7 protein-coding genes are annotated in these 16,615 nt (G+C 72.7%); 6 read left to right on the forward strand and 1 reads right to left on the reverse strand.

Annotated features, from left to right (window positions below; all coding sequences use genetic code 11):
* The coding region (locus VE546_RS14550) for a beta-ketoacyl synthase N-terminal-like domain-containing protein (protein ID WP_324922325.1) at positions 1 to 1,239 on the reverse strand (1,239 nt) is incomplete at its 3' end.
* Positions 1,240 to 1,580: 341 nt separating this feature from the next.
* Here VE546_RS14550 and VE546_RS14555 point away from each other — a divergent pair.
* From VE546_RS14555 to VE546_RS14580, 6 genes are all read left to right on the forward strand, one after another.
* Entirely contained in the window at positions 1,581 to 1,856 is a 276-nt protein-coding gene (locus VE546_RS14555) for an acyl carrier protein (protein WP_324922326.1), read from the forward strand.
* Positions 1,853 to 2,812, forward strand: coding sequence for a thiamine pyrophosphate-dependent dehydrogenase E1 component subunit alpha (locus tag VE546_RS14560; protein ID WP_324922328.1), 960 nt, complete (start codon positions 1,853 to 1,855; stop codon positions 2,810 to 2,812). Before VE546_RS14555 ends, VE546_RS14560 begins: the two co-directional genes overlap by 4 nt.
* Positions 2,803 to 3,807 (forward strand): alpha-ketoacid dehydrogenase subunit beta, encoded by a 1,005-nt coding sequence (locus VE546_RS14565; RefSeq protein WP_324922330.1) that lies wholly within the window; start codon positions 2,803 to 2,805, stop codon positions 3,805 to 3,807. Before VE546_RS14560 ends, VE546_RS14565 begins: the two co-directional genes overlap by 10 nt.
* On the forward strand, positions 3,800 to 4,972 hold the full coding sequence (locus VE546_RS14570; protein ID WP_324922332.1) for a 2-oxo acid dehydrogenase subunit E2: 1,173 nt from the start codon (positions 3,800 to 3,802) through the stop codon (positions 4,970 to 4,972). The genes VE546_RS14565 and VE546_RS14570 overlap by 8 nt, the downstream gene beginning before the upstream one ends.
* A 2,106-nt stretch (positions 4,973 to 7,078) precedes the next feature.
* Positions 7,079 to 8,143 (forward strand): hypothetical protein, encoded by a 1,065-nt coding sequence (locus VE546_RS14575; protein WP_324922334.1) that lies wholly within the window; start codon positions 7,079 to 7,081, stop codon positions 8,141 to 8,143.
* Between the two features lie 201 nt (positions 8,144 to 8,344).
* Positions 8,345 to 16,615: SDR family NAD(P)-dependent oxidoreductase (locus VE546_RS14580; RefSeq protein WP_324922336.1), on the forward strand; the 8,271-nt coding region annotated here is incomplete at its 3' end.

Below are 16,615 nucleotides of genomic sequence, written 5' to 3' on the forward strand. Positions count from 1 at the left end.
GGTCGGTTCGTCGATGTGCAGGGTCCGCGGCAGCATCCCCTCCCGCATCGCCATGACCATCTTGATCACACCGGCGACGCCGGCGGCGGCCTGGGTGTGGCCGAGGTTGGACTTCAGCGACCCCAGCCACAGAGGGGTCTCGGCGGGCCGGTCCTGGCCGTAGGTGGCCAGCAGGGCTTGGGCCTCGATCGGATCGCCCAGCGTGGTGCCGGTGCCGTGCGCCTCGACGGCATCGACGTCGGCGGCCGTCAGCCCGGCGTTGGTCAGCGCCTGCCGGATGACCCGCTGCTGCGACGGACCGTTCGGAGCGGAGAGGCCGTTGCTGGCGCCGTCCTGGTTGATCGCCGAGCCGCGCACCACGGCCAGGATGCGGCGACCGTTGCGTACGGCGTCCGACAACCGCTCGACCAGGACGATTCCGGCACCCTCGGCGAGTCCGGTGCCGTTCGCGGCGTCCGCGAACGCCTTGCAGCGGCCGTCGGGGGCCAGGCCGCCCTGGTGGTCGAAGTCGATGAGCATGCCGGGCGTGGGCATGAGGGTGACGCCGCCGGCGAGGGCGAGCGTGCACTCCTTCTGGCGCAGGGACTGGCAGGCCAGGTGCAGGGCGGAGAGCGAGGAGGAGCAGGCGGTGTCCACGCTCAGCGCCGGGCCTTCGAGGCCGAGGGCGAAGGCCACGCGGCCGGAGATGACGCTCGGCAGGCTGCCGGTCATCAGGTGGCCCTCGACGCCCTCGGCGGGATCGCTCAGCCGGGGGCCGTAGTCCTGGTGGGTGGCACCGATGAAGACACCGGTGCGGCTCCCGCGCAGCGAGTCCGGTGCGATACGGGCGTGTTCGAGGACTTCCCAGGAGATCTCCATGATGACCCGCTGCTGGGGGTCCATGGCCAGGGCCTCACGCGGCGAGATGTTGAAGAACTCGGCGTCGAACCCGGCTATGTCGTCCAGGAAGGCGCCCTGCGGCTCGCGACCCTCGGGGAGGAGCGTCTCGGACTCCCGCACGGTCCGTTCGATGTTCCAGCCGCGGTCGGTGGGGAACGTCGAGACGGTGTCCACGCCCTCGGCGACGATCCGCCACAGGTCGTCGGGGGAGGCGACGCCGCCGGGGAAGCGGCACGCCATGCCGACGATGGCGACGGGCTCCTGCTCACCGGAGACGGCGGCGTCGAGCCGTTGCCGGGTCCGGCGGAGATCGGCGGTGACACGCTTCAGGTAGTCGCGAAGTTTGTCCTCGGTGCTCATGCTCATCCGCTACCGTCCGCCCTTTCACAGCGTTCGTAGGGCTCGATCCCGAGCCGCGCAGGAGATCGGCCTGCGCCGCCTGCGTAGCTCGGTCGGGGATCGGCGAGTGACGGCGAGCGGAGTCCCGGTACGCAGGAGAGCGCTACTTGATCCATGGGAGCGGCTCGACGCTAAGCACGGTGACTAAAGCCGAGCTAAGACTGCTGTGATGGGCGGGCCGGCGGGCCGCGACCGGTCTTAGCTGGGCTTTAGTAGGCGCGGCCAGGCTGAGGTCCGGTATGGCGCGCTGCCGGAGTGGCGCATGCGAACGAATCCGTCCGACGCACAGGGAAGTGCTCACGATGACCAGCACCCTCACGCCCGTGCCACTGCCCGAGCGGCTGCTCGCCATCTGGCGGGACGTCCTGGAGACCCATCAGGTGGACGCCGACGGGCTGAGCGTCGACGGCCACCTGCCCGATCTCGGCACGCGCTCGATCCTGATCATCGAGATCGCCATGCGCATCCAGCGGGAGATCGGGGTGGACGTGCCGCTGGAGACGTTCATCGAGACGCGGACGATCGCCGAACTGGCCCGGGCGATCGTGGAGATCGACCCGGAAGCGGATGCGCGATGACCGGTGTCCCGGCCGAGCCGCGCGCCGCCGGGGCCGATCCGGCGGCGCTCGCCCCGCTCTCCGAGCTGGCGGATGAGGACCTCGAACTGCTCCTGCTCATCCGGCACTTCGAGCGCAGGCTGCTCGACCTGTTCGGGCAGGGCGAACTCAACGGCACCACGCACACCTGCCTGGGGCAGGAGTACGTGCCGGTGTCCCTGCGGCCGCTGCTGGAGGCGCGGGACTTCGTCTTCAGCAACCACCGGGGGCACGGCCACTACCTGTCGCGCTACCGGGACCCGGCCGGCCTGCTGGCCGAGATCATGGGGCGCGAGGGTGCCGTGTGCTCCGGTGTCGGGGGAAGCCAGCACATCCTGCGGAACCGCTACCTGTCCACCGGAGTACAGGGCCAGAGCCTGCCGGTGGCCGTGGGGGTGGGGCTGCACCAGGTGCGGGCCGAGCCCGGCGCCCTGGTGTGCGCCTTCATCGGTGACGGCACCTGGGGCGAGGGCGCGGTGTACGAGGCGCTGAACATGGCCCAGTTGTGGCGGGTGCCGCTGCTGGTGGCCGTGGAGCACAACGGCATCGCCCAGTCCACTCCGGCCGAGGTGAACATGGCAGGCACCATCGCGGGGCGGGCGGCGGCGTTCGGTGTCCGGCACCGCCGGGTCGAGTCGCTGGACGTGCGCGTCATCCGTGCCGAGCTGGAGCCGCTGCTGCGGGAGGTGCGGACGGAACGCGCGCCGTTGGTGGTCGAGTTCGTCACGCACCGGGTCGGCCCGCACAGCAAGGGTGACGACACCCGGACGCCCGAGCAGGTGGCGCACGCACGCGAGCACGACTGGTACGGGCGTTACCGGGCCGCGTTCCCCGAGCAGTTCGAGCGCTGGGACGCCAAGGTCCGGGCCGAGGTGGACGAGATCGCGCGGGACGTGGCCGGACGGCCGCCCGCGGTGTGGAGCGGGTCGTGCGGGTAGCGGAGAACCTCAACCAGTCACTGCACCGGCTGCTGGACGCGGTGCCCCGGGCGTACGTGCTCGGCGAGGACATCGCCGACCCCTACGGTGGCGCGTTCAAGGTGACCAAGGGGTTGAGCGACAGCTTCCCCGGCCGGGTCATCACCACGCCCATCAGCGAGTCGGGCATCGTCGGCGCCGGCGCCGGTCTCGCGCTGGCGGGCGATGTGGCCGTCGTCGAGATCATGTTCGGCGATTTCGTCGCGCTCGCCTTCGACCAGATCGTCAACTTCGCGAGCAAGTCGGTCTCCATGTACGGCCGCCGGGTGCCGATGCCGCTGGTGGTGCGCTGCCCGATGGGCGGCCGGCGCGGCTACGGGGCGACGCACAGCCAGAGCCTGCAGAAGCACTTCATCGGTGTGCCCGGCCTGTCGCTGTACGAGATCTCGCCCTTCCGGGACGCCTACGAGCTGCTGTCGGAGATCGTGGAGCGCGCCGAACCGGCGATGCTGTTCGAGGACAAGGTGCTCTACACGCGCCGGATGTTCCGCGACGGCGTCGTCGACGACCTGCTCTCCTACGACCGGCACCCCGACGCTCCGGACGTGACCAGGGTGTTCGTGGACGACCCGGACAACTACGACGTCGTGCTGATCGCGCCGGGCGGGATGGCGCACCGGGCCTGCGAGGCGGTGCGCGACCTGCTGGTCGAGGAAGAGATCACGACGCTGCTGCTCGTCCCCACCCGCCTGTACCCGTTCGACCCGGGCCCGCTGCTGGGCACGTTGGGCGCGGCACGGGCGATCTGCGTGGCGGAGGAGAGCACGGCCGGCGGCACCTGGGGCGCGGAGTTGGCGCAGCAGGTGCACCGGCGGCTGTGGGGCGTGCTGCCGCGCCCGGTCGCGCTCGTCCACTCCGAGGACAGCGTCATCCCCAGCGCCGCGCATCTGGAGGAGCGGGTCCTGGTGCGCGGGGCCACGATTCGGGAAGCGGTTGTGGAGGCCCTGCGTGACTGAGATCCGTGTGCCCAAGCTGAACAACAACGACACCGAGTACACGCTCGTCGAGTGGCTGATCGAGGACGGCAAGCCGGTCGCCGAGGGGGACCCGGTGGCCGTGGTGGAGACCTCCAAGGCGGCCGAGGAACTGGAGTCCGCCGTCGGCGGCGCCCTGCACCAGGCGCTGGCCACCGGGTCGACCTGCATGCCCGGCGACGTCATCGGGCACGTCCTGGCCCCCGGCGAGACCCCGGCACCGGCTTCCGTCCCCGTACCGCCTGCCGAAGCGGCGCCCGCCTCCGGAGCGGCGGACGCCTCCGCCGGGGTCACCATCACGAATCCGGCGCGGGCGCTGATGGCCGAGCTGGGCGTCGGTGAGGAGCGTGTGCTCGCCCTCGGCGTGAAGGTCGTCCGGCGCACGGACGTCGAGCGGCTCGCCGCCCGGGTGCGGGAGGAAGAACAGCGCGCCGCGGCGGGCACGGCCACCGATCCGGCGCTGACGTTCGAGCTGCCGCCGGTGCAGCAGGCGGTCGGGCGCTCCGTGATCCGCTCGCAGCAGACCATTCCCGCCGCGTACACCGTGGTGAAGGTGAACGTCACCGAGGCCCAGCGCCGGGCCTCCCTGGCGGGCAGGCGGCTGCGCCGGCTGGTGGGCCTGCCGGAGCTGCTGCTTGCGGCGGTGGCCCGCTCGCACGACGCGTTCCCGCTGTGCTTCGCGCGCCTGGTGGACGGCCGCACGGCCGAGCTGTCCGAGGCCGCACACGTCGGGGTGACGATGGACGTGGGCAAGGGGCTGTTCGTGCCGGTGGTCGAGAGGGCGTCGGAGCGGTCCTTCGAGGAGATCGTCGAAGCGGTGTCCGGCTTCCGGCGGACCGCGATGTCGGGCACCTTCCGGGAGTCCGAACTCTCCGGCGGCAACATCACCGTCACCCTGCACAACGACGTCGACGTGGTGACCGCGGTGCCGTTCGTCTTCCCCGGGCAGGTGTGCGCGCTGGCGCTCGCCGGGCCGCAGCGGGAGCTGGTGCTGGACGCGGACGGGGCGGTGGCGGCGCGTACGGTGGCCAACGTCGGCCTGGCCTATGACCACCGGCTCCTGAACGGCCGCGACGCCGTGCTGTTCCTGCAGCGCCTCAAGGGCCTGCTGGAGGCTCCGGAGAAGTTGCTGGGGCCGGATGACTGAGGCGGGGCGGTACGGCTGACCGCCGTCGGCGGCAGTGCGCCGGACACCGGCCGGGTGCCCCGCACCCCTGGCCGGACAGGGGCGAGGCGGGGTCCGGTCCCGTCGGTGGTGGTTTCCACCCGCTTCCGCGGCACCCGCAGGTGCCCTTCCCGGTCCCGGTACCGGCGTGGGGCGGCCAGGCCGCGGTCCCGCGCCGTGACGGCCGGGGCACCACGGCCCCTGCTCGCCCGGCCGGTCCGGCTCCGCCGTGCGGGCAGTTCCGTGAACGCCCCGTCTGCGGTCATGGTGACCCGCCGCGCAGGGGACCGCCGGGCGGGAACGGACCCGTGGCGTCGGAGGGAGCGCCGGCCGGGGCGCACCGCGGCCGGTGTCCGCCACGATCGGGACGTCCGGGCCGCCGCGTGGTGTGCGGCAAGCGGTTCCCGGACCTTCCGGGGCGGCCGTCACGCGGCGGGGCAGCGGCGTCCGGGGGAGTTCGAGGAAACGGTGTCCGGGGGATGGACAGTCCGGCCCGGGCGTGCTGTCATTCCTCCGGGAACGAGATGCAACGTTGAAACGCCATGGCGATCGCCCTCAGGAGACCGGAATAAGTGGCACCGGTTCGCTCGCCGTTCCGGCTTCGGGACGTGTCGGGCCGTCGGACGCGCCACCCATCGTGCCCCGCGCGGTGAGCACGTGCCAAGCGTGCCTCCGCGCGTCCTCACCCTCATCCCGTGGAGAGCCCATGCACCTGTGTCGCCGTCTTCCCCGCCCAGTGCCTCCAGCGCTCGCCGGCATGACGAGTTCCGGGACGCAGGTGCCGCGAGCAGTGCGGGAGCCTCCCGTCTTGTCCGGCGGACAGCCGCTCCGTCGATCGGACGCGTTCGGGCCACGGCGGCCGGGGGCGGGGGCCGGGTGCCGTGGGAGGCGCGCCGCCTCACCGCCTGGCGGTCTCCTGCTGCCGTGTACCGGTCTCCCGGTAGCCGGCCTCGGTGTCACCGCGTTCCGCCGCGACTGACGGGGCTTCGACAGGCGGCCCCTCGCTCCGCCGACGGACGTCCGCGGTAGGGGACGGGGCTCCAACACCGGAACGGCCGGCGGCACGGCGGCTGCCGCGGCTCCGGATCCCGTGACCGGTCCGGTGGGCACCCGCCTCACCGTGACCCCGGCTTCCGCCGGTGTGCGGGGCGGCGGACCTCACGGCTTTCCCGGGAAACCGCTCGCTCCGTTGTGGACTTCCCGTGTGCCACGGACCCGCGGACGGCGTACCCGGACGGGACGCAGGCCGTGTGCCGGCGAGATCGGTTTCGCCGGGAAGGGCCGGGAAGCCCCGCGGGTGGTCGAAGCGGTGAGGAATTCCTCCGAATTGCCGTTGACATGGTTTCTTGCCCGCTTTCGGGCCGCCGCTCGGCCGAACTATTCCCGTACCGGTGTGCCGAGTCGCCGCGGACCTGTACTCCGCACATCTCGGACAGCGGTCGGCCGAAACCGCGCCTGGCAGGGAGGAAGCCGCCCGGAGGTCATCGGCAGCCGAAGTCCGCGAATAGGTTATTTGTTTTTCAACTCCTCCCTGTCCTCGCATGGTGGTCCCAGGGAGCATGCGCCCATGCCTGCCCGGCTCCACGCGCATCGGTCATTTCCGCGGGGTGCGAAGTCGCGCCGACCTTCCGGGAAGCGCTTTCCTGGAAATCCGTATCGACCGGCCGTTCGCGGTGTGTCGGTTCATTGACAGAGCGTGAGGGCCTGGTTAACGTGTGAGTAGGAGCGGCAAGGCGAGACGGAGTTGCGACGCGAGGAAACGCGGATGTGTTGACACTCCGTTATTTTGCCGCATTCTCGCACAAGGGATGGCTGTGCCACGAGATGGCCGGGTATTCCGCTTCCCGATGGGGGTGGGGTGGTGTGTTGTTCGCCTGCGTCTTCCGGGATGAGGCCCGGAGTGTCATGCCGCCGGCCGGTCCTGCGGGATCGGTCGCCTGTGTACCGCACGGTGATTCCCCTCCGTGGAGGGGGTCTTTTCCCTGGAAAAACCGGTAGTACCCGGATTGGCGGGTTCTGTGAGCGGGCCCGGCGGATCTGTTCATATCCGGACATCGTGTTTCCGAGTCGAGAAGGAGGCTGCTTCTCATGTCCAGACCCTTATCGGGCGGCGACTCCCCGGCGTCGGCCGAAGGCGGATACCGCCCCCCGGGGGTGCATGTCCTGCCGATCGCCTCATTGCTGTCGGCTGATTCTCCGCGCGTAGAGGGCGAGGTCGCCGACCATGTGAGAGCGCTGGCCGAGTGCGAGGCCGTGCTGCCGCCCATCGTCGTGCACTGGCCCAGCATGCGGATCGTCGACGGCATGCACCGGGTGCGGGCCGCGGAGCTGCGGGGCGAGGCGTCCATCGCGGCCCAGTTCGTCGGCGGTGGGCCGGACGCGGTCTTCGCCCTCTCCGTGCGGTTGAACGCGAAACACGGTATGCCCCTCACCAGAGCGGACCGGTTGGCGGCCGTCAACCGCCTCCTCCTCAGTCACCCCCACTGGTCGGACCGCCGGATCGCCGAGTTGACCGGGCTGTCGGCCAGTGCCGTGGGCGGTCTTCGCCGCCGTTCAACTGTCGCGGTCGCGCAGTCGAACACCCGGACCGGGCGTGATGGCCGGAGTCGGCCGCTCAACGCGGCGGAAGGGCGCCGCCGGGCCGGCCGGATCGTGGCCGAACGGCCCGATGCCTCGCTGCGCGAGATCGCCAGCGGGGCAGGGGTCGCCCTGGCGACCGCCCGCGACGTCCGGGAGCGGATGCGCCGGGGGCAGGATCCGGTGCCGCCGAAGCTCCGCGCCGCCGAGGGGACCGGTGCCGCCGGCCAGGTGGCACCGCGTGAGTGCCCCGCTTCCAGTGGGCGGGGGAATGGGATCCGGCAGGCCGTGCCGTTCCCCGAACCGGCGCCCCCCGCTCCCCCTGCCACCGACGACGAGACGCTGAGGAGGATGCGGAAAGATCCCTCTCTGCGTTTCACCGAGGCCGGCCGAGAATTACTCATTCTACTGAAAATGCATTCCATTGATTCATCCAGGCTGCAATGGCTCATCGAAGGCGTTCCGGCGCACCGTAGCTCCGAGGTGGCCCGCGCCGCCCGGCAGTGCGCCGACAGGTGGATGCGACTGGCTCAGGGGGTTGAGATGCGTCTCCAGGGGTCGAGCAAGGCCGGGTGACGCCCCCGTCACGCCGGGGATGATTCCTTCAGGAATCATCCCCGGCGTTTTTGTGTGGCGCCCATCCTGAACACCTGGGCGCTGGACAGTGCGGTCGCCTTATGGTTGCCTTCTCGCGTCGGAAAAAGCCTCCCCGTCATGTGGCGAGGAAATCGTCGTAGTCGCACCGGGTTCCCCTGGGTAACGATGAGGATGGTCGGGATGTCGTTTGATGGAACGCTCACTGATCACTTCCGAAGAATTTTCGACGAGTTTCCAGAGGGGCGAATTTTCCGTTTCCTCGCCGAGGGCGAGGGAGACCCGATCAGCGTCACCAACTCCGAAATGGAAACCCAGGTACGGGCTATCGCGGCCACGCTCCAGGAACGCTTTCCGCCCGGTGAGCGCGCTCTCATCGTCTGCCCTCCGGGATTGGACTACGCCGCGGCTTTCCTGGCCTGCCTGTACTCCGGGGTGATCGCCGTCCCCGTGTACCCGCCCGACCCGGCCTTCCTCAAACGCACTCTGAGCAGGCTCATCGGCATCATCGAGGACGCCCGGCCCGCGGTGGTGCTGGCACCGGCGTCGATCACGTCGATGGCCGGCCGGTTCGCCGAGGTCGCCCCGGCGCTGGGAGAACTGTCCTGGCTGAGCGTCGATGAAATCGACGGTCACGCGGCGGACGCCTGGCGGCGCCCGGACGGCTCGGCCGCCGACATCGCCTTCCTGCAGTACACCTCCGGTTCCACCAGCCGCCCCAAGGGGGTGATGGTCGGCCACGGCAACCTCGTGCACAACCTGCGGTGCATCAACCGCGTATTCGGCGTCGGGGAAGGCCGGCAGGACCACATGGTCACCTGGCTGCCTCCTTATCACGACATGGGGTTGATCGCCGGGGTGCTGGCACCGCTGTTCGGCGGTTATCCGGTGACCATCATGTCGCCGTTTTCCTTCCTGAAGCGTCCGGTGCGCTGGCTGCGAGCCATAACCGACCAGGGGGGAACCCTCAGCGGCGCCCCCAACTTCGCCTACGACCTCTGTGTGGCCAAGACGACCGAGCGCGATCGCCGAGAACTGGACCTCAGCGGCTGGAAAGTGGCGTTCAGCGGTGCGGAACCGATTCGGCTGGGAAGTCTGGAACGGTTCGCCGAGGCTTTCGAGGTCTCGGGCTTCCGGATGACGAGCTTTCTGCCGTCCTACGGGCTGGCCGAGGGCACCCTAGCCGTTTCCAGCGGGGACTGGCGCGCCCGGCCGGTGCGCCGAGACGTCTCCGCGGAAGCGCTGACCGGCGGCGACGTGATCGAGCCGGAGCCGGAGGAGACCGCCCGCCCCCTGATCGGCTGCGGCCGGAGCATCGAGGACCAGCAGGTGGCCATCGTCGACCCCCTGACCCGCCTCCGGCTCCCGGACGGGCGGGTCGGGGAGATCTGGGTCAGCGGTCCCAGTGTCGCCCGGGGGTACTGGGAGCGGCCCGAGCTGTCCGAGGAGGTGTTCCGGGCCCGCATCGCGGACACCGGGGAAGGACCGTTCCTGCGCACCGGGGACCTCGGGTTCCTCGACGACGGCGAGCTCTACGTCACCGGCCGCAGCAAGGACGTGATCATCATCGCGGGCAGGAACCACTACCCGCAGGACATCGAGCTGGCGGTGGAGAAGACCGATCCCGCCCTGCAGCCCCACGCCGGGGTCGCCGGCTCGCGCGAGATCGGCGACGAGGAGCGGCTGGTCGTCGTCCAGGAGATAGCCGGCAGACCGGCGAAGGCCGAGACCGACCGGATCATCTCCGCCATCCGCGCCACGCTGGCCCGGGACTTCGGCCTGGAGGCGCACATCATCGCCCTGGTGGGGCGCGGTCAGGTCCCGAAGACCTCCAGCGGCAAGCTGCAGCGCGCCGCCTGCCTGGACGCCTTCTTCGACGGCGCCCTGCGGTGCGTCGCCACCTGGAGCGCCGCGGACCACACCCCCACCCCCACCGCCGCGGACGCGGAGGCCGGGGCAGCGGGCGGCGCCCCGCAGGGCGAAGCGGCCGGGAGCGGTGCCCCGCCGACCGCGCAGGAGCCTCCGGCCGGGCAGGGTCCGTCCCGGGCGGAGATCGAGGAATGGCTCGCGGAGAGGCTGGCCGAGCGGTTGGGCATCCCGGTCGCCCAACTTGACCGGAGCATGCCCATCGCCGGTTACGGGCTGCGATCGGTGGACGCCGTCACCCTGGTGGGCGACCTCGAGCAGCGCCTGGGGCGCTCGCTCCCGGCCACCCTGGTGTGGGAGTACCCGACGATCGAGGCGCTGGCGGACCACCTCGCCGGACCGGCGCACCCCGCGGCGGGCGCCACGACCGTGACCGCCGGGAAACCCGCCCGGCGTCACCACGGGCCCGGCACGCGGGAGCCCATCGCGATCGTGGGGATCGGCTGCCGGTTCCCCGGCGGCGCCAACGGACCGGAGTCCTTCTGGAAGCTGCTGTGCGAGGGCCGGGACGCGGTCGGCGAGGTCCCCGCCCAGCGGTGGAACGCCGACGACTTGTTCGACGAGGACCCGGCGGCGCCCGGCAGGACCAACAGCCGCTGGGGTGGCTTCATCGACCACGTCGACGCCTTCGACCCGCAGTTCTTCGGCATCTCCCCGCAGGAAGCGGAACGCATGGACCCGCAGCAGCGGGTGCTGGCCGAGGTCGCCTGGGAGGCGATGGAGGACGCCGGGATCCCCGCGGAGCGGCTGGCCGGATCGCGAACCGGGGTCTTCATCGGCATCTCGTCCTTCGACTACGCCACCTTCCAATTGGGGGACCTGGAATCGATCGACGCGTACACCGGCACCGGCAGCGCCCTGAGCATCGCGGCCAACCGGCTGTCGTACCTGCTGGACCTGCGCGGTCCCAGCATCGCCGTCGACACCGCCTGTTCCTCCTCGCTGGTGGCGGTCCTGCAGGCGTGCGCCGGCCTGGAGCGCGGCGACTGCGACCTGGCCCTGGCCGGCGGCGTCAACCTCATCCTCTCCCCGGCCGCGGCGATCAACTTCAGCAAGGCCGGGGTCATGGCCCCCGACGGGCGCTGCAAGCCCTTCGACGCGAGGGCCGACGGTTACGTCCGCTCCGAGGGCGCCGGGATCGTCGTGCTCAAGCCGCTGGGACGCGCGCTCGCCGACCACGACACCGTCTACGGCGTCATCCGCGGCGGCGCGGTCAACCAGGACGGTCGCAGCAACGGGATCATGGCCCCCAACCCGCACGCGCAGGAGGCCGTCCTGCGGGCCGCCTACGCAGACGCCGGGGTACGCCCGGAAGAGATCCACTACGCGGAGGCGCACGGCACCGGCACCATGCTCGGCGACCCCATCGAGGCCAAGGCCCTGGCCGCGGTGGTCGCCGCCGACCGCGACCCCGCCCACCCCTGCCTGATCGGGTCGGTCAAGTCCAACCTCGGCCACATGGAGGCGGCGGCCGGCATCGGCGGGCTGATCAAGGCGGCCCTGATGCTGCGCCACCGGACCGTCCCGCCGAGCCTGCACTACGAGAAGCCCAACCCCCACATCCCCTTCGAGGAGCTGGGCATCCGGGTGGCCGACACGCTGCAGCCCTGGCCCTCCGCCCAGGGCCCCGCCCTGGTGGGGGTGAGCTCCTTCGGATTCGGCGGCACCAACGCGCACCTGGTGCTGGAGGAGGCGCCCGAGCCTCCCGCCGACCCCGGTCCCGCCGACGACGGACCCTGGGCGCTGCCCCTCTCGGCCCGCAGCGAAGCGGCGCTGCGGGACCTCGCGGCCCGGTACGAGGAGCGACTCGCCGGACCGGACCCCGGTCCGGGCGCGCACGCCCTCGCCCACACCGCCGCCGTCCGCCGGACGCACCACGACCACCGGCTGGCCTGCGTCGGCTCCTCCCGGGCCGAGTTCCGGCAGGCCCTGGCGGCCTTCCTGCGCGGCGAGGAGGCACCGGGGCTGTCCACCGGCGTGCGGCGGGTGGGACGGCGGCCCCGCACCGCCTTCGTCTTCTCCGGCCAGGGCCCCCGCTGGTGGCCGCTCGCCACCGACCTGCTCGCCACCGAACCGGTCTTCCGCTCGGTGCTCGAACGCTGCGACGCGCTCCTGCGCCGGCACGCCGACTGGTCCCTGCTCGAACAACTGGTGGCGGACCGGGAATCCTCCCGGCTGCGGGACCCGCACGTCGGACAGCCGGCCCTGTGCGCCGTCCAGGTGGCCCTGGCGACGCTGTGGCGCTCCTGGGGCGTCGAGCCCGCCGCCGTCGTGGGACACAGTGTCGGTGAGATAGCCGCCGCCCACGTCTCCGGTGCCCTCACCCTGGAGGACGCGCTGCGGACCGCGCTGCACCGCGGCCAGGTGATCCGCTCGGCCGTCGGCGCGGGCCGCATGGCCGTGGCCGGGATCTCCGCCGACCGGGCACGGCGGCTCCTGGCGGACCTCGGCCCCGGACCGGTGTGGATCGCGGCCCACAACGGCCCCACCTCCACGGTCCTGTCCGGGGAACCCGGGGCACTGGAGGAACTGGTCCGCAGGCTGGAGGCGGACGGCGTCTTCTGCCGCCTGCTGGAGTCGGTCGGATTCGGCTCCCACAGCCCGCTGATGGAACCGATGGCCGCCGAGCTGTGGCACCTGCTGTCCGGCCTCGCCCCGCGCGCCGCGGCGATCCCGATGGTCTCCACGGTCACCGGCGGGACCGTCGAGGGCACCGCGCTGGACGCCGAGTACTGGGCGTCCAACCTGAGCCGCCCGGTGCTCTTCGACCGCGCGGTACGGGCCCTGGCCGACGCCGGGCACGACGTGTTCGTCGAGGTGTCGCCGCACCCGATGCTCGGCGAGGCCGTGGCCGAACGGATGGAGGAGGAACAGGCGGAGTGCGCCGTGGTCGCCTCCCTCCACCGCGACGGGCCGGGCCGCTCCGCCCTCCTGGCCGAGCTGGGCCGCCTCTACAGCGCGGGCTACCCCGTCGACTGGAGCCGGATCCACGGCCCCGACGGCCCCCGGGCCGCCCTGCCCTCCTACCCCTGGCAGCGACAGCGCCACTGGATCGGCGAGCGGCCCGCGCACCGGCGGAACGCCCCGTCCGCCGGCCACCCGGCCCTGCAGGACCACGTGCACTCCGCCACCGAGCCGACGGCCCACTACTGGTGCGCCCGCGTCGACCTCTCGGGCCTCCCCTACCTGCGGGACCACCGCGTGGACGGGGCGGAGGTCCTGCCGGCGAGCTTCGTGCTGGACGCGGCGCTGGCCGCGGCCCGGCAGGTGCTCGGCGACCGGCGCGCCGTGATCGAGGAGGTCTCCCTGTCCGCCATGACGGTGGTGAGCGAGACCGCCGAACGGCCCACGCTGCAACTGGTGTGCTTCCCGGAAACCGCGGACACCGGCTCGTTCCGGCTCTTCAGCCGTTCCGGTGACGCCGCCGGGCCCGACTGGGCGGAGGCCGCCCGGGGCAGGTACAGGCTCCCCCAGGACGGCGAGGGCGGCCACGACACCGCCCCGGCCGGCCCGGAGGAACTGCGCGAACGCTGCCGACGGGCCGTCACGGCCGAACGGCACTACACGGACCTCACCGCCGCCGGACTCCCCTACGGCCCCGCCTTCCGGGGCGTCGACGCCCTGTGGCGCGGCGAGGGAGAGGCCGTCGCCCGGCTCCGCGAGCCCGACGGACTGGACCCCGACCGGGCTCCGTACACCGTCCACCCCGCACTCCTCGACAGTTGCCTGCAGGTCCTCGCCTCGGCGCTCCACCCGCGGGACGGACAGCACGCGGCCACCTACGTGCCCGTCGGCGTCGCCCGCTTCGCCCTCGCCTCCCCCCGCACGGTGCCCCGCTGGGCCCACGCGCGGATCGACGGCGCCGCCCCCGGGGCCGAGGAGATCACCGGCGGCCGGGTGGTGCTCTACGACGAGTCCGGAGCCCGGGCGGGCGAGGTCTCCGGCATCACCCTGCGGCGCCTGGAGCGCGGCACGGCCGACGACGCGGTGGCGCGCTCGCTGCTCGGCCCGGGGTGGCGGGAGACCCCCCGCGCGGCGGACGGGGCACCCCTGGACGCGAGCGGAGGCAGGTGGCTGCTGCTGGCCGACGGCGGCGGCGTCGCCGCCGCACTGCGCTCCGGCATCGAGGAACGCGGCGGCACCTGCGTCACGGTCGTCCCCGGCCCGGAGTACCGGTCGCGGGACGGGGACCGCTACGAGATCGACCCGGAGGACCCCGAGCACTACACCCGGCTCGTCGCCGACCTCGGCGCCCGGTCGTGGCCCTGCGCGGGCGTCGTCCACGCCTGGGCCCTCGACGCGCCCGAGGACGGCGGACCGCGGTCGCTGTGGACGGCGCGCGACGGCGGCTGTGTGTCGGTGCTCCGCCTCGTCCAGGCCCTCGCCCGCACCGAGGCGGACCGGCCGGCCCGCCTGGTGCTGCTGACCCGCGGCGTCCAGCGCGTCGGCGACGAGTGGCAGCCGCCCGCCCTCGCCCAGGCGGGGATGTGGGGACTGGCCCGCGTCCTCCGGCTGGAGCACGGGGAACTGCGCCCCCTCATCGTCGACATCGACCCCGCCGGAGACGGCGCCGACGGCCTGCTGGAGGAACTGCTCGCGGGCGGCGACGAGGACCAGCTCGCCCTGCGGAACGGCAGGCGGTACGCCCCCCGCCTGGAGCCCTGGGCCCCGTCGGCGCGGGAGCCGGAGGAGACCTGGCGCCGACGGCCCTTCGATGCGGAACGCGACGGCAACCACCGGCTCCTGGCCACCCGTCCCGGAGTCCTGGACAGCGTGACGCCGACGCTGTGGAAGCGGACCGCGCCCGGCCCCGGAGAGGTCGAGATCGAGGTCGACGCCGCCGGAGTCAACTTCAACGACGTGCTGAAGGCCATGGACATCTGCCCCGGCGTGCCGTCGGGCACCGTGCCGCTCGGCGCCGAGTGCGCCGGCCGGATCACCGCGGTCGGGGAGGGCGTGGAGCACCTGAGGCCGGGCGATGAGGTGATGGCCGTCGCACCCTCCAGCATGGCCCGCTACACCACCACCAAGGCGGCCCTGGTGGCGCCCAGGCCGGCCCGGCTGACCGCCCGGCAGGCCGCGGCCGTGCCCATCGCCTACCTGACCGCCGTGTACGGCCTGGAGTACCTGGCCCGGCTGCGGGAGGGCGAGACGCTGCTGATCCACTCGGCGACCGGGGGAGTCGGCCTGGCCGCCCTCCAGGTGGCACGCCGCAACGGCGCGGAGGTCCTCGCCACCGCCGGCACCGAGGAGAAACGGGAACTGCTCCGCGGCCTCGGCGTCCGCCACGTGATGGACTCGCGGTCGCTGCGGTTCGCGGACGAGGTCAGGGAGCTGACCGGTGGCCGCGGAGTGGACGTGGTGCTCAACTCGCTGGCCGGCGAGGCACTGGTGCGCAGCCTGTCGCTGCTCGCCCCCGGCGGCCGGTTCGTGGAGATCGGCAAGCAGGACGTCCACGGCAACAGCCACCTGGGACTGGGCGCCCTGCGGCAGAACCGCTCGTTCTTCGCCGTGGACCTGGAGGTGTCGCTGGCCGAGCAGCCGGCCCTGATCACCCGGCTGATGGACGAGGTCGTGCGCGGCTTCGCCGAGGACGACTTCGCCGCCCTGCCGGTGACCGGCTTCGGCTACTCCGAGGCACCCGCGGCCTTCGCGCACATGGCCAAGGCCCGGCACACCGGCAAGATCGTGCTCAGCCCCGACCAGGACCCGCCCGCCACGGTCGCGGTCCGGCGCGAGGGCGGAGTCCGCGAGGACGCCACCTACCTGATCACCGGTGGCCTGGGCGCCCTGGGCCTGGAGACCGCCCGCTACCTCGCCGACCAGGGGGCCCGTCACCTGGCCCTGGCCGGGCGCGGTGTCCCGGCGGCGGCCGAGGCGGTCCTGGCCGAACTGCGGGACCGGCGGGTCGAGGTCCGGGTCTGCCGGGCCGACGTCTCCCGGGCCGAGGACGTCGCCGCGCTGCTGGACGAGCTGGACGCCTCGATGCCGCCCCTGGCGGGCCTGGTGCACGCCGCGGGCGTCCTGCGGGACGGCCTGATGCTGCACCTGGACCCGGACAGCTTCCGGGCCGTGGCCGAGCCCAAGGCCCTGGGCGCCTGGCACCTGCACCGCGCCTGCGAGGAACGCGGCCTGGAACTGGACTTCTTCGTGATGTACTCCTCCGCCGCCGCCCTGCTGGGCTCGGCGAGCCAGGCCAACTACGCGGCGGCCAACGCCTTCCTGGACACCCTGGCGCTGCACCGGACCGCCCGCGGACTGCCCGCGCTCAGCATCAACTGGGGCCCCTGGGCGGAGGCCGGACTGGCCGCCCGCCCCGACCGGGGCGGCGCGCTGTCGGAACTCGGCATCGTCAGTCTGCGGCCCCAGGAGGGCATCGCGGCCCTGGACCGCCTGCTGCCCACCGCCTCCGCCCAGGCCTGCGTGCTGCCGCTGGACCGTGACAAACTGCGCGACAGCGCGGACAGCGGCCTGCTGCCCGCCCTGCTCACCGACCTGCTGGACGCCCCGGACGGGCCCGTCACCGGG

Source organism: Streptomyces sp. (genome assembly GCF_035644915.1).
Classification (GTDB): domain Bacteria; phylum Actinomycetota; class Actinomycetes; order Streptomycetales; family Streptomycetaceae; genus Streptomyces.